The following is a 14,091-nucleotide window of genomic DNA, read 5'->3' on the forward strand; positions in this document are numbered from 1 at the left end:
ACCCGGCAGATGCCGGGTTTTTTATTTACAGCTTCTTTTATTTAGTTGCGATAGCAGGCGGGCGAAAGGTCAGAAAACTCAACTGTTGCTTGCGCTGTCCACAAACAGAGTGAGGCGCTGGCCTGGCTGTAAGTACTTGGATTTGGTGATTTTATTCCAGCGTAAAATATCGTCGATCTCAATACTGAACTTGTTAGCGATTCGGTAAAGAGAGTCACCGCTACGGACTTTATAGGAAACCTTGCGTGTCGTACGGTTGTTGCTAGCAGGCGTACTCCCATCATAGGCAACCAATGTCCGGCCAGGGCGTAGGGTGTCACCGGGCGCCATGCTATTCCAGCTGGCCAATTGTTTGACGCTTACGTTCATTTTCCGAGCTATAGCCCAAAGACTGTCGCCAGGTCTTACTGTATAGCTGCTCTTCTGCCCTTGGCCGGAGGATTGACGGCGTTTTACACGCTGGTCCAGAGCATACGCATACTGTCCGGCAGGGCCAGAGGCACTGGGAATCAGCAGGGTTTTACCAGCCCGGATATTGTTATTGCGCAGTTTGTTAGTCTCGCGAATGGCACTGACCGTTGTCTGGTAGCGCCTCGCAATCGTCGAAAGTGTATCCCCGCGATTAATGGTATAGCGTTGCCAGGTTACTCGCTGGTCTTCAGGCAGCTCTTTGAGCGCGGCTTCGAACACATCCTGGTTTTCAATGGGTATCAATAATTGATGGTTTCCGTTGGGGTCTGTAGCCCAGCGGTTATAGCCTGGGTTAAGTAGGTAGAGCTCATCAACTTCAATTTCAGCCAGCTCAGCAGCCTGCGCCATATCTATCTGGCTGCCGACATCAACCCGGGCGTAGTAAGGCTCATTAGCGATATCATGGAGAGGCACTTTGTAATAGTCTGGACGTGAAACCACCTCTGCCAGTGCTAGCAGTTGTGGTACATATCGCTTCGTTTCCCTAGGCAATTTCAGGTCCCAGAAGCTGGTACCAAGCCCTTTGCGACGATTGCGCTCTACTGCTCTACGAACGGTGCCCTCGCCAGCATTGTAGGCTGCCAGGGCCAGTTCCCAGTCGCCGTCAAACCGCTCCATCAGGTAATTGAAGTACTTAACCGCTGCGCGGGTTGATTCATGGACGTCACGACGGCCGTCGTACCACCAGTTTTGTTGCAAACCAAAGGAGCGGCCAGTGGAAGGGATAAACTGCCACATGCCGGAGGCGCGTGCATGAGAGTAAGCGAAGGGATCGTATGCGCTCTCAACAATTGGCAACAGGGCCAGTTCGAGAGGCAAGTTGGCCTCTTCGAGTTCTTCGACTACATGGAAGATATAACGGCGCGAGCGCTCGCTAACGCGCGCCATATAGCCTTCATTGCGGGAAAAATAGGCGATGTAATCCTGGACTTTTGTATTATCAACGCGATGATTGAGGCGGAAGCCTCTACGCAAACGTTCCCAGATGTCTGTAGGGGGCAGGGCTTCCTCTTCAGGTTCAGGCGTGGAGATAGTGGTGCTGCTCGCAATTTTTCTTTCAGGAGCTTCTGCAGCTTCACGCTCAGGTGATGAGCCCTTATTTGGCATCTGCGAGCATGCCCCAACCGTGGCTGCTAACAGCGCCACGGCAAAATTCTTATGAACCATGATTGGTATCCGCGAATATTTCTTTTAATTCCTCGCTCAGCTTACGCCTAGGCGTTTATTTTTTGCTAACACTGAGCATTAGATCATAGTCATATGATTCTAAATAGCAGGAATAGTTTCGGTCAACGCGACTGAATAAAATATAGACAGTTTATTCAAGTTTGATTGCTACAGGATTTTAGCTGAGGGCACTTTGTCAAAAGTGGTCTTTTAAGTCTCTCAGGCTCGAAAATACCTCAACTTCACTCAGGCTTTGAGGGTTATTGCGGCCTAAGTGTCGCGCGCCACTTTGCTTAACCTCTGGAATATCACAGCGTAGAAATGGATTGGTTTCCCTCTCCCGAATGATATTGGATGGCAGCGTAGGTTTGCCTGAAGTTCTGAGTAGCTGGCATTCTTGCAAGCGCTGGGTTACTGCTGGGTTGTCTGGTTCAACAGATTTGGCAAAGTTCAGGTTACCCAAAGTGTACTCGTGAGCGCAGTAGATTTGTGTTGCCGGCGGTAGGGTGCAAAGCCGCTGTAGGGATTGATACATCTGTTCAGGGCTGCCCTCAAACAATCGCCCGCAGCCCGCGGCAAAAAGGGTGTCGCCGCAGAAGAGATGAGTTTGCAGAGTTCCGTTTTTGCCTTGCCCCTCAAGGATCAGAGCGAGATGGTCGAGGGTGTGCCCCGGAATGCTCCAAACCCGCAGGGAAGTGCCAAGTATCTGAAGGCTGTCTCCCTCAGTAATCGTATTTGTCACACCTTTTACTGCTTTGGGTCCGTAAACAGGGCAGTGATAGTGCTTTCTCAGTTCAGCTATTCCTCCGGTGTGATCGAAATGGTGGTGGGTGATCAAAATGCCATCCAGAGAGTCGCCTTTAAGTGCCTGGATAACTGGAGCAGCTTCCCCTGGATCGACAACCCAGTGCTCGTCGCCTTTGTTGAGGTGCCAGATATAGTTGTCTCTAAGTGCGGGAATAGGTGTTATTGAGAGCATATTGATCCTGCCTGCCATCTGGGGCTGGAAACGATACCATGTAATCAGAGTAGTAGTGTGCTGAAAGCACATTTAGTGGCCTGATTTACCTTTTAAATCCATAGCAAATAACGCTACCTTATCTTGTTAAACTGCTGTTGGGTTTCGGGGTGAACCTCTGTATCGGGTGGTTTTGAGGCCAGGATATTGCTGGCTTTTAATTAGGAGATTGAATGACTGATAAGTTCAGGTCGCGGAACGACTCGGAGCTGCCGTCACTGGTAAAAGCCTGCCCGGCTCTGTCACACTGGTTTTCCAGTAGTTTGGGTCAGGAAATACTGTCCCAGCAGCTGGCGCTATCGCAACCCTTGATTGAGGGCTTCTTTGGTTACCATCTGATGCAGGTCGGAGTAACAGACGCTGTGGATTTTGCGGACTCCAGTCGTATTAATCATCGATTCCGCCTCGCTGCCTGTCCGGAGCAGAAGGGAGCTGCGCTGGTAGAGTTGGAGCATCTGCCTCTACCATCTGAATCTATAGATGTTGTTCTATTGCACCATCTGCTGGACTTCTCAGCGCACCCCCACCAGATACTCAGAGAAGCTGCGCGAGTGTTGATACCAGGTGGTCATATGTTGTTGATAGGGTTTAATCCTTTCTCTCTTCTCGGTTTGTCACGGATGCTTTTTTCTCGCGGTGCATACCAAAAGGGCAACCAAATGCGCGCTGCCCGTGTGGCAGACTGGATGAATCTCCTGGATTTACAGGCAGATAAAGTGCACCGGGGGTTCTTTCGGTTGCCATTACAGCAGCGGGAGTTGCTAGCTAAAACGGCTTGGATGGAGCGCCTGGGATCCCGCTGGTGCTTGCCTTGGGGGGGCTTTTACATCATAGTCGCGCGCAAAGAGGTGGCGCGAGTACGTACCATAAAAATTAACTGGCGTACCCAGCGAAAACCCGCCTTGGTGGCCACACCTACGAGCCCCCGTGTTGCGGCGCGGGGTAAGCATCAGAAGCGCTGATCCTGCGGAGCGGTTTCGCACATCGGCTACTTTCCTAATTTGGCGTCAATTTTGAAACAAATAACTATTTATACCGATGGTGCCTGCCGTGGTAATCCAGGCCCTGGTGGCTGGGGAGCCTTGCTGGTTTATGGCGATTTGGAAAAAGAGCTATGTGGTGGCGAGTCTCACACCACCAACAATCGCATGGAGCTAATGGCGGCAATTCAGGCCCTGGAAGCGCTTAAACAGCCATGCCTGGTTGACTTGCATACGGACTCTCAGTACTTGCGCCAGGGTATTACCGGCTGGATCAATAATTGGAAGAAAAACGGATGGAAAACCGCCAACAAAAAGCCAGTTAAGAATGCTGATCTTTGGCGTCAGCTGGATGAGAGTGTTGCTCGTCACCAAGTGCAGTGGCATTGGGTAAAAGGGCATGCTGGCCACCCGGGCAATGAACGGGCGGATCAGTTAGCTAACCGTGGTATTGATGAGCTGGAGTCCTGAGGGAGAGTAGAAAATGCGTCAAGTTGTCCTCGATACGGAAACTACCGGCCTGGATCCCAAAAGTGGCCACCGGATCATTGAAATTGGCTGCGTGGAACTGATTAACCGCAAGCTGACCGGGCGCCATTACCATCAGTACGTTAATCCGCAGCGGCAAGTGGAAGATGGCGCTATAGAAGTTCATGGTATTACCAATGAATTCCTTGCCGATAAACCGGTCTTTGCGCAAATCGCGGATGAGTTTATGCACTTTTGTGAGGGGGCTGAGTTGGTTATTCACAACGCTCCCTTTGATGTTGGCTTTATTAATGCTGAGTTGAGGCTGCTCGGCAATCCCCGCTGGAAAAATGTGGCAGCCCACAGCACTGTCCTGGATACTCTGGCTTTGGCGCGGGAAAAGCACCCTGGCCAGAAGAACAACCTGGACGCTCTGTGCAAGCGCTATTTTGTCGATAACTCCCAGCGAGACCTGCATGGCGCTTTGCTGGATGCGGAGATTCTCGCTGACGTCTACTTGATGATGACCGGCGGCCAGACTGACTTAATACTGGCTCAGGGTGGCGATGGGCACAATCAAGAGGATGGGGATAAAGGGCAGAATGAAGACACTTCATCAGTAATCCGTAGGCTCTCAACTGATCGTGAGCCCCTGCTTGTAGTTCAGGCAGATAGAGGGGAATTAGAAGCTCACCAATCCATGTTGGCATTACTGGAGAAATCCTCAGGCAAGCATTTTTGGTAATAAAAAAGCCCGCATAGCGGGCTTTTTTATTGTGCGATAGAAGTGAAGTAGCTGTTAGGATTTAGTGTTTTTGAATCTCATTAAATTGCGTAAACAACGCAAACCAGCGCAACAGCAGTGAGCACGATAGTGTATGGCAAAGCCATGATTACCATACGCCCGTAAGATAAACGGATTAACGGAGCCAGGGCTGAGGTGAGCAGGAATAAGAAGGCTGCCTGTCCATTCGGTGTGGCAACACTCGGAAGGTTAGTTCCTGTATTAATTGCAATGGCCAACTTGTCAAAGTGTTCACGAGTGATGTCGCCCGCAGTTAGGGCAGTCTTAACTTCATTAATATACACCGTGGCTACGAAAACATTATCACTGATCATGGACAGTATGCCGTTGGCCAAAAACAGTAAACCCGGTTGTTGTTCAGGCTTTTGTGATAGTACGAAGTGGGTAACCGGTTCAAACAGATGCTGTTGGTGAATCACCGCAACAATGGCAAAAAATACCACCAATAGAGCCGTAAAAGGCAGGGCTTCTTCAAAGGCGTGTCCAATTCGGGCCTCCTGAACAATACCATTGAAGGACGTCAAAAGCACAATGATCATCAAGCCGATAATACCCACTTCGGCAACATGGAAGGCCAATGCGAATACAAGCAGCAGAGCAACAATGCCCTGTACCCAGAGTTCAGCCACCTGTGCAGAGGTACGCTTCTTTTCTTCTTCTCTCGAATAGTTCAACAATACTTCACGCACTGCTATAGGAAGCTGGGCACCGTAGCCTAAGATTTTAGTTTTTTCCAAGAATACACAGGTGATAAGCCCAGCAAATAGGGTGGGGATAGTGACCGGCGCCATTTGCAGGAAGAATTGAAGAAACTCCCAGCCGGCTTTTTCGGCAATCAGTAGGTTTTGTGGCTCACCCACTAAAGTACAGACGCCTCCCAATGCAGTACCTACGGCACCATGCATGATAAGGCTGCGCAGGTAGGCCCGGAATTGGTCCAGGTCCTCCCGGTGGTACTCCACTACGTGTTCGTCATTTGAGTGATCATGGTCATGGTGGTGGTGGGGTTGCTGGGAGGCGACCCGGTGATAAACAGAGTAAAAGCCTACAGCTACCGCGATTAGTACAGCAGTAACTGTAAGTGCGTCTAGGAATGCTGAAAGTACTGCAGCTACTGCACAAAACAGTAGCGAGAGCATACTCTTTGAGTTCACGTGAATTAGGATCTTGGTAAACACAAAGAGTAAGAGACTCTTCATAAAGTAGATCCCGGCGACCATAAACATCAGCAGCAGGATAACTTCAATATTCTCGACTACTTCATGATAGACCGCATCTGTGCTGGTCATTCCCATAAGGACGGCCTCAATAGCGAGCAATCCTCCGGGTTGAAGTGGGTAGCACTTTAGTGCCATTGCCAGGGTAAAAATGAATTCAGCAATCAGTACCCACCCGGTAATAAAAGGGCCGCTGACATAAAGTATTACTGGGTTTAATAGAAGAAAGGCAGCTATTGTCAGTTTGTACCAATCCGGGGCTTCGCCGAGAAAATTATCCGCAAAAGCCCGGCCAAAACCGCTACCGGAAGCCGTCAGTGCATTGTTGTAAGTGTTCATCATTTACTTCCCTGGGTAACCCAGTGTTTGGGTCAAATTGAAGTGTCGGGTTGTCCCTGCCCTTTGCGGCATTTCGGGAAAGCCCTTAGCCGCGATCTCTCTTTCCCTTGTGTTCAGCTGGTGAAGCTGATTGTTTTTTGGGCGTAAGCGCAAAAAAAGTGCGCATCTGCACACTTGAAAGTAGCAAACGCTACTGGGTTTTCCGGAAAATTCAAGTAATTTAGGGGTTCAGAGGAGGTATCAGAGGATTTGTCGAATATTCGGTGGAATTTATTAGCGGAAAGGTGGACTCTTTTCTCTATTGGTATAAATTGCCCTTTACTAGGCCAGAACCTTTTGTTTTGGTTATTTTTTGTTCGGTTACAGGAAGAGTGCAGCGGTGCAGTCAAAGAGTGAATTGCGCAAGATCAACATCACTTCTGTCAATGTGGTCAAGGATGAGCTGGTAGTAGCAGTAGATAACGCTACCTCTCACTTGGACAAATTTGCAGCAGATACCACCCAGAAGCAGTCATTGGAGCAATGCTTGGCAGCTCTTAGGCAAGTGAGTGGCGTATTGCAGATGGTGCAGCTCCATGCTGGAGAATTGCTTGCCCAGGAGAAAATAACTGCACTCACCGAAGTGTTGGAAGGGCGACAGCAAGCCACAGAGGAGCTAATGGAAGCTCTGGGTAGTGGGCTTTATGTATTGGGCCGGTACCTCGATTTTGTGCAGAGTCGGGCCATAGCCAGGCCAGAATTACTGATCCCCTTTATTAATAACCTTAGGGCTGCGCGGTCCCAGCCGCCGGTACCTGAAAGCCATTTTTTTCGTTGTAACCTGGATGCTTCGATACCTGGCATGGGCGCCTCGGCAGTAATGTCCGAAGACTTGCGTAGTTTTGTCCGTAGGTTCCGGCATATGTACCAAGTTGGTCTCTTGGCATTATTGCGTGGCAAACCCCGCGGCCCGGCTTTCACCATGATGGCCCGAGCATTGGAGCGGATTGCGAGTATCACTTCTGGGCGTCCAAATGGGCGCCTGTGGGTCGTGGCTGGTGCCGCCCTGACAGGTATGGCTGCCTGTGAAATGCGTATTAGCCGTTCCAGGGTTATGGTATTCAGTATGTTTGATCGTTGGTTGCGTGCCCTGCAAAAGGAGTGTGACGCTGCTCTAGACCAGCCTGCACCCCCGATATTGCTGAAAGAATGCATCTATTGGCTTGCTCTGTCGAAGCCTGCTGAGGCTGGGAGTAAGCTTCTCGATATCTTTTCGGCAGAATCCCTTGAATATACTGAGGAAGAACTTGAAAGGGAGCGCGCGAGCCTGGGTGGGCCTGGTGCCACTGCAATTTCTGCTGTAGCTGGTGCACTGGATGAAGAGTTATCCAGTGTGCGCCGGATGCTGGATGATATTGAGCTGATCGGTATCTCCGATATCGATGAGAATGATGGACTAGCCAGCACTCTGAGACGCGTTGCTGGTACCTTGCAAATGTTGAATTTCAAGCGAGTGGGCGAGAGTCTGCGCAATGCCGTAGCTGAATACCAAAGTGCTGCAGGTGCAGGAGGTTCTGTCGCAGATTCAGCTTTACAGAAGCTCACCGGTCAAGTGTTGATGGTGGATAGTACTGTGCGGGCATTAAAGCAGAGTACCAATATTGATCTCGATGAGTACGGCCATGCGGATATTGCTTTTGAGCATAGCCAGCTGGCAGAGGCAGAGGTAGCAGTGCTTAAGGAGGCGGAAGCTGGCCTTGCGTTGATAAAGCGCGCTCTAGCTGCATATGCAGATTCCGGCTATGACCATGGCCATATCCGCAACGTCTCGACCACTCTTAACTCTGTGCGTGGGGGGTTGATCGTCTTAAACCTACAGCGCGCTGCTTCGGTGGTTGAAGGCTTATTTAAATTTGTTGAAACAGTGGTAGATCGCCACGATGCAGGTCCTGATGTTGAGCAATCACTGGATATTTTCGCCGATGCTATTATCAGCCTTGAGTACTACCTTGGCGAGGTAAAGCTGCACCGTCAGGCCGATGTGCAATCCCTTAACCTCGCTGTGGAGAGCTTGGCTGCACTTGGTTATCCCGTAGAGACGGTTTAACCTGAATTAGGAGGCTCTTTTGGTCGAACGCTTTGAGCCCGCTGCAAATGTGTGGGCTACCCCAGATTTTTCCCAACAAATTATTGTGGCTGAGGGGTTGGTGCTCTGTCGAGGAGACCAGTTTATCCATGAGATGGATATATTTTTGGCCGAGGCTGTAATTTCAAACCACTATCTTGGGGAGTTGGGAGGACAAAGTTGCGGTGTTCGTGTGTTATCCAGCCTGCTGGATATTCGCGGGCATGACTGGCGTAACCTGCGCAGTTTATTAACCTCCACAGACGAGCATTTATTTGCCTTGGCCGGCCGCGCTCTACAGATCGCGCATTGGGACCGCGACCATCGCTTTTGTGGGTGCTGTGGGACCGCAACTCACTACCATTCCATCGACAGGGCCAGAACCTGCCCGAACTGCCAATTGACGGTTTATCCTCGAATTTCTCCCTGTGTCATCATGCTGGTCACTCGAGGAGAAGAGTGCCTGCTTGCCCGTCATGCGAATCGTAGAAATATCACCTATACCGCGCTTGCGGGTTTTATAGAGCCGGGTGAAAGCGCTGAGATAGCGCTCAAGCGTGAAGTTCGTGAGGAAGTAGGCTTAGAGGTGGGTAGCTTGCAGTATATCGGTAGCCAGCCCTGGCCATTTCCCGGCCAATTGATGTTGGGATATCTTGCGGCGTGGCAGGGCGGTGAGTTGTGTCCCGATCCGAATGAAATTGAAGAAGCACAATGGTTTCACTATAGATCGCTGCCGGAAATTCCACCTGTGCAGACTCTCTCGGGACAGCTGATTCACACTTTCGTGGAGCAGGTCGCGGCGGGAAAGTAGCCGTGGTTGTTCTAACGGCTCTGCTAAGAAGTATGGAGAACAATAATTTATGTACATCTTGATCACCTTTCTGATTGCCATATTGGCATTGCTGCTTGTTTTTTGGGGGGCGCGAGTACTGTTAAGTGGAAGCTGGGTGATGGGCTTTCTGCGAGGCTCGGCGGGCTTGATCTTTTTCGGTTTGGCCCTATGGATAGTCCTGGTGGCGGCCGATGTCTTCAGTTATCGCAATCTGGCTCAAGAGCACAGCGTCGGTATTGTCTCTTTCCGAAAGGTGGCCGAGCAGCAGTTCGAAGTTAAATTCGCTGATGCCGATGGAATTTCTCAGAAATTTGAGCTGTATGGCGATCAGTGGCAGTTGGATGCGCGAATGCTGAAATGGCAGGGCCATTTGGCCCGTTGGGGCATTGAACCGGCATACAGACTGGACCGGCTGAGCGGGCGTTACCTAACCTTGAGGGATGAACGAGCCCGGGAGCGATCTGTCCACCAGATCGACGGCACCAATTACGGAGTGGATGTTTGGCGGTTTGTTAAAGGTTTTGATAAAAGCCTGCCTTTCGTTGATGCCGTTTATGGTAGCGCAACCTTTCTTCCTATGGAGGATGGAGCTGTTTACGATGTTCGAATCAGTCACAGTGGGTTATTGGCAAGGCCGCTGAATAAGCAGGCAACTTCCGCCCTGGATGGCTGGAAATGATATGAGTAATAAATTTTAATGTTGAAAGGTAGCAATCTGGAGTTTAAGTGGAATTTTTAATTGAGTACGGCCTATTCCTGGCAAAAATTGTCACAGTGATTGTGGCCCTAATGATATTGATAGGCTTTATTTTTGCCAATCGCGAACAGCTAAAGGAGCGTGTTCAGGGGCATATTAGTGTTACACGTTTGAATGACCGCTATGAGCAGTTCAAAGACACCCTGCTGGAAGCGGTCATGGAAAAGCACGAGTTTGCCCATCGCAAGAAGCAACTTGCGAAGGAAAAAAAAGCTGAAGAAAAGGCATTAGTGAAGAGACATAAGGCTGAAGCAAAGAAGAAAGCAGCAAAAGAAAGTGATAACCAGAAGCAAGAAATAGGCACTTCAGAAGCTCAGGCAGAAAAATCTGAAAAAAGCATTGCAGTGTCCTCTGAGGATCGCAGACGTATTTTCGTAATGCATTTTAATGGCGATATTAAAGCAAGTGCGCTCTCCCACCTACGAGAAGAAATTACTGCGATCCTGCAGGTGGCAAAAACGGGAGATGAGGTGCTTCTTTGCCTGGAAAGTCCAGGCGGTATGGTTGCGAACTATGGCCTTGCGGCTAGTCAGCTGGCGCGTATACGCAGCGCGGGTATACACCTCACTATTGCCGTAGATAAAGTCGCGGCTAGTGGCGGCTATATGATGGCCTGTGTGGCTGATCGAATTCTGGCTGCCCCATTTGCGATGTTGGGGTCTATTGGTGTGCTCGCACAGCTCCCCAATTTTAATCGCTTACTTAAGCGTCATGATGTGGACTATGAGTTGTTTACTGCAGGAGAGTACAAGCGCACAGTAACAATGTTTGGTGAAAATACTGAAGAAGGCCGTGAGAAATTCCAGAGTGATCTGGAAGAGATCCACGTGTTGTTCCAGCATTTTGTCAGTGAATACCGACCCAGCCTGGATATTGCCAAAGTTGCTACCGGTGAAGTCTGGTTTGGGCAAAAGGCTTTGTCCCTTGGGCTTGTTGATGAACTCAAGACTTCCGATGAGTATCTGACTCATAGTGCAGAAGGTGCTGACCTTTATCAGGTGGAGTACAAAGAAAAGAAGAATATTGCCAAGAAAATGGGGCTGGCTGCTGAGGCAGGAGTAGAGTCCGCGATGACTCGTCTATTCTCAAGGTTAGCTGCTTGGCGGCATCACGCGCAATAAATAAGCACCTCAAGCAGGGTTGAAATCTTTGATAGACAGGAAATTTTCACATGAACAATTTCAGGGATGAAAGTTTCCGGGCAATAAGGGTAGAAGAGGTTGCCGTAGGTAAGTTCGACCAGCTTTTGGTTGAAAGGCAGGTCTGTGACCTGCCAGACAATCCCTTGTTGCTTGCAGTTTCTCATTCCTCTCTGAATTTCAAAGACGCGATGTCCGCATTTGGTAACCGTAGTATTACCCGGGAGTATCCCCATACGCCGGGTATCGATGCGGTAGGCAAGGTGTTGGAGGATCATAGTGACACTTATAAACCCGGTACGGAATTGTTGGTCACTGGCTATGATTTGGGCATGAATACGCCGGGGGGCTTGGCAGAAATGATTGCCATTCCCCCCAAGTGGGCGTTGCCTCTTCCGCAGGGGCTTACTGCCAGGGAGTCAATGACTCTGGGTACGGCCGGCCTGACAGCCGCATTGTGTGTGGAGAAGCTCCTTGAATCTGGTGCGGTCCCTGAGGATGGGGAGGTTCTGGTGACCGGTGCTACGGGTGGGGTCGGATCAATTGCAGTGGCACTGTTAGCTAAGCTGGGTTTCCGTGTGGCGGCGGTGACAGGTAAATTGGAAGCTGCGGACTTCCTGACTAATTTAGGTGCCTGGAAAGTTCTCGATAGGGATACCTTGGCTCCATTTGCCAGTAAATCTATGGCAAAGCCTCTTTGGGCCTGGGCAATAGATACTGTAGGCGGTGAAACACTTTTCAATGTGATTAAGTCATTGGCCTATGGTGGCGGTGTTGCTGCTTGTGGAATGGCCTCCGGGGCACAATTCCATGCCAACGTATTCCCCTTTATTTTGCGCGGCATCAGCCTTTTAGGTGTCGATAGTGTTGAGCTACCAATTGAAAAAAAGAGCGCGGTTTGGCAGCGGCTTTCGAGGGATTGGTATATCGGTAATCAGCTCCGCGGGATCGCTGAAGATATTTCTTTGGAGCAGGCGCCGGAGTTTCTTGCTCGTATTCATAGGGGGCATGGAATTGGCCGTTACGTGGTAAATATGTCCCTGTAAGCAGCTTAACTTTTCGGAATAATAATTACAAAATCCAGATTTTTAACTGAGTTGATTTATAGGCTGCATATAAGCATTGGTATTTGTTTGTCCGCTTTGTTTTCAATAGCATTTTGGTAAATGCTGTTATTGGCGGTCTATTTCTGTTGGAAGAGCACATTGTCTAAAGGTAACAACGAGTCTTCATTTCTCGATGAAAACAGCGCGCTGGTTCTCTCCGGTGGTGGTGCCCGTGCGGCATATCAAGCAGGTGTGCTAAAGGCCTTGGCGGAGGTGGTACCAGAGGATAATCCTCGGCCTTTTAAAATTATCTGCGGCACCTCTGCTGGTGCGATGAATGCAATGATGCTGGCTTCCCATCCCGGCACCTTCAAAGAAGCCGTTGATAGCATGTGCTCTGTGTGGATGAGCCTCAGTGTTGAGCGCGTTTATCGTACTAGTTGGTGGAGCCTTATAGGCAATCTATTTTCAATTAGCCGATCATTACTTAACCAGGGGGTGGGGCGACAAAAACCTCTGGCACTACTCGATAATTCACCTCTGAGAAAATTGCTCAAGGAAGTTATCGACTTTCGCAATATTCAGAAAAATATCGATGCTGGGCATTTACATGCCACTTGCATTAACGCACTTTCCTACAGTGAAGGTGAGTCAGTCAGCTTTTATCAAGCTGCCGATGGCGTGAAGAGTTGGCAGCGCTTTAGGCGATTTGGTGTGCCTACCGAGCTAACCGTGGATCATTTACTCGCATCAGCAGCTATTCCAGCAATCTTTCCCGCTGTCAGAATTGAAGATATTTATTTCTGTGATGGTGCCATACGTCAAATGGCCCCGATCAGTCCCGCTTTGCACCTTGGTGCAAAGCGGGTGTTTATTGTAGGTGTATCGGATAACCGCTCCCCCATACACTGGGGTAGCCGGCGCACTGACAGGCAAATGCATTCTCCTTCAATGGCCCAGATAGCTGCCCAGTGGTTCAACGCTGCCTTCATTGACAGCCTTGAGGGGGATTTGGAGCATATGGATCGGGTCAACAGCTTGTTGGAATCTGTAGAAAAAGAGAAATATTCCGATTTGGCGCCTTTGCGCCCGGTAGAGTCTGTGGTGATTGAGCCCTCGCAAAGCCTTGCCTGGCTGGGAGGGAAAAAGCTGCAGTTTCTTCCCCCTGCGCTGCGCTGGCTATTTCGCTCCACAGGTGCCACCAGTGCCGGAGGCGGTGTATCAGCTGCCAGCTATCTGCTCTTTGAAAGACCTTATATAGAGGAATTGATTGAGCTCGGATATCAGGATGCAATGTGGGAAAAGGATAAGCTAAGTCATTTTTTGCGGCCTGTAACAGAAGTTATCGAAGGTCGTAAGGGCTTGTTTGGAGTTCGAGGGAAAGATTCGGAAGGTACCCCAAATGATAACGCTCGGGAATAGCTCCAATAGCCAGTAGTTAATATCGCAAGGGAACGTTGAGAAGTATTCGGTCGATAAAAGTGGTTTGTTTCGCTATGCGTGAATTTATTGGTTGTAACAAATTCCTATCTGACCGTTTTGTTGGTTAACGGTTGCGCTTATTGGCTTATCTCTCTTGCACCTCTTGAAGTGTTCACTTGTTATGTTGGAAGTCTACATGCTTTTGTTAGTGCGCCTTCTGTGGTTGGCTTCTCAGGGTGGTGTTTTTAACTTTTGATGACGCGGTTGTGGGGGTTATTCTTGCCCGGATATTGTAAGGCTTGGGCTTTTGATGAACATCCCATTAA

At 49.7% G+C, this 14,091-nt stretch carries 12 protein-coding genes; 9 read left to right on the forward strand and 3 right to left on the reverse strand.

The features are described from left to right. Positions 1–78: 78 nt before the first annotated feature. Positions 79–1,638: a LysM peptidoglycan-binding domain-containing protein gene (locus tag G367_RS0119440; protein WP_020414827.1), complete on the reverse strand. Its 1,560-nt coding sequence runs from the start codon at positions 1,636–1,638 to the stop codon at positions 79–81. A gap of 196 nt (positions 1,639–1,834) precedes the next feature. Continuing rightward, positions 1,835–2,689, reverse strand: coding sequence for a hydroxyacylglutathione hydrolase (gene gloB / locus G367_RS0119445; protein WP_245556723.1), 855 nt, complete (start codon positions 2,687–2,689; stop codon positions 1,835–1,837). 140 nt (positions 2,690–2,829) lie between these two features. Between gloB and G367_RS0119450 the strand changes: the two genes are divergently transcribed. From G367_RS0119450 to dnaQ, 3 genes are read left to right on the forward strand one after another with little or no spacing between them, the layout of a single operon-like run. After that, on the forward strand, positions 2,830–3,618 hold the full coding sequence (locus G367_RS0119450; protein ID WP_020414829.1) for a class I SAM-dependent methyltransferase: 789 nt from the start codon (positions 2,830–2,832) through the stop codon (positions 3,616–3,618). Between the two features lie 51 nt (positions 3,619–3,669). Beyond that, positions 3,670–4,107: a ribonuclease HI gene (gene rnhA, locus G367_RS0119455; RefSeq protein ID WP_020414830.1), complete on the forward strand. Its 438-nt coding sequence runs from the start codon at positions 3,670–3,672 to the stop codon at positions 4,105–4,107. A gap of 13 nt (positions 4,108–4,120) precedes the next feature. Then, positions 4,121–4,849: a DNA polymerase III subunit epsilon gene (gene dnaQ / locus G367_RS0119460; RefSeq protein WP_020414831.1), complete on the forward strand. Its 729-nt coding sequence runs from the start codon at positions 4,121–4,123 to the stop codon at positions 4,847–4,849. An 80-nt stretch (positions 4,850–4,929) separates the two neighbouring features. Here the strand turns inward: dnaQ and nhaB are convergent, their stop codons facing one another. After that, positions 4,930–6,465, reverse strand: coding sequence for a sodium/proton antiporter NhaB (nhaB, locus tag G367_RS0119465; protein ID WP_020414832.1), 1,536 nt, complete (start codon positions 6,463–6,465; stop codon positions 4,930–4,932). Positions 6,466–6,844: 379 nt separating this feature from the next. Between nhaB and G367_RS0119470 the strand changes: the two genes are divergently transcribed. From G367_RS0119470 to G367_RS0119495, 6 genes are all read left to right on the forward strand, one after another. Beyond that, positions 6,845–8,551 (forward strand): FimL-related protein, encoded by a 1,707-nt coding sequence (locus G367_RS0119470; protein WP_020414833.1) that lies wholly within the window; start codon positions 6,845–6,847, stop codon positions 8,549–8,551. 19 nt (positions 8,552–8,570) lie between these two features. After that, positions 8,571–9,380 (forward strand): NAD(+) diphosphatase, encoded by an 810-nt coding sequence (nudC, locus tag G367_RS0119475; protein WP_020414834.1) that lies wholly within the window; start codon positions 8,571–8,573, stop codon positions 9,378–9,380. 49 nt (positions 9,381–9,429) lie between these two features. Continuing rightward, entirely contained in the window at positions 9,430–10,080 is a 651-nt protein-coding gene (locus G367_RS0119480; protein ID WP_020414835.1) for a hypothetical protein, read from the forward strand. 47 nt (positions 10,081–10,127) lie between these two features. Next, positions 10,128–11,279 (forward strand): protease SohB, encoded by a 1,152-nt coding sequence (gene sohB, locus G367_RS0119485; protein WP_020414836.1) that lies wholly within the window; start codon positions 10,128–10,130, stop codon positions 11,277–11,279. 50 nt (positions 11,280–11,329) lie between these two features. After that, positions 11,330–12,343 (forward strand): YhdH/YhfP family quinone oxidoreductase, encoded by a 1,014-nt coding sequence (locus tag G367_RS0119490; protein WP_020414837.1) that lies wholly within the window; start codon positions 11,330–11,332, stop codon positions 12,341–12,343. 159 nt (positions 12,344–12,502) lie between these two features. Continuing rightward, entirely contained in the window at positions 12,503–13,765 is a 1,263-nt protein-coding gene (locus G367_RS0119495; RefSeq protein ID WP_020414838.1) for a patatin-like phospholipase family protein, read from the forward strand. The last annotated feature ends 326 nt before the right edge of the window (positions 13,766–14,091 follow it).

Origin of the sequence: Microbulbifer variabilis ATCC 700307 (assembly GCF_000380565.1) — a bacterium.
In the GTDB taxonomy this organism is placed as follows: Bacteria; Pseudomonadota; Gammaproteobacteria; order Pseudomonadales; family Cellvibrionaceae; genus Microbulbifer; species Microbulbifer variabilis.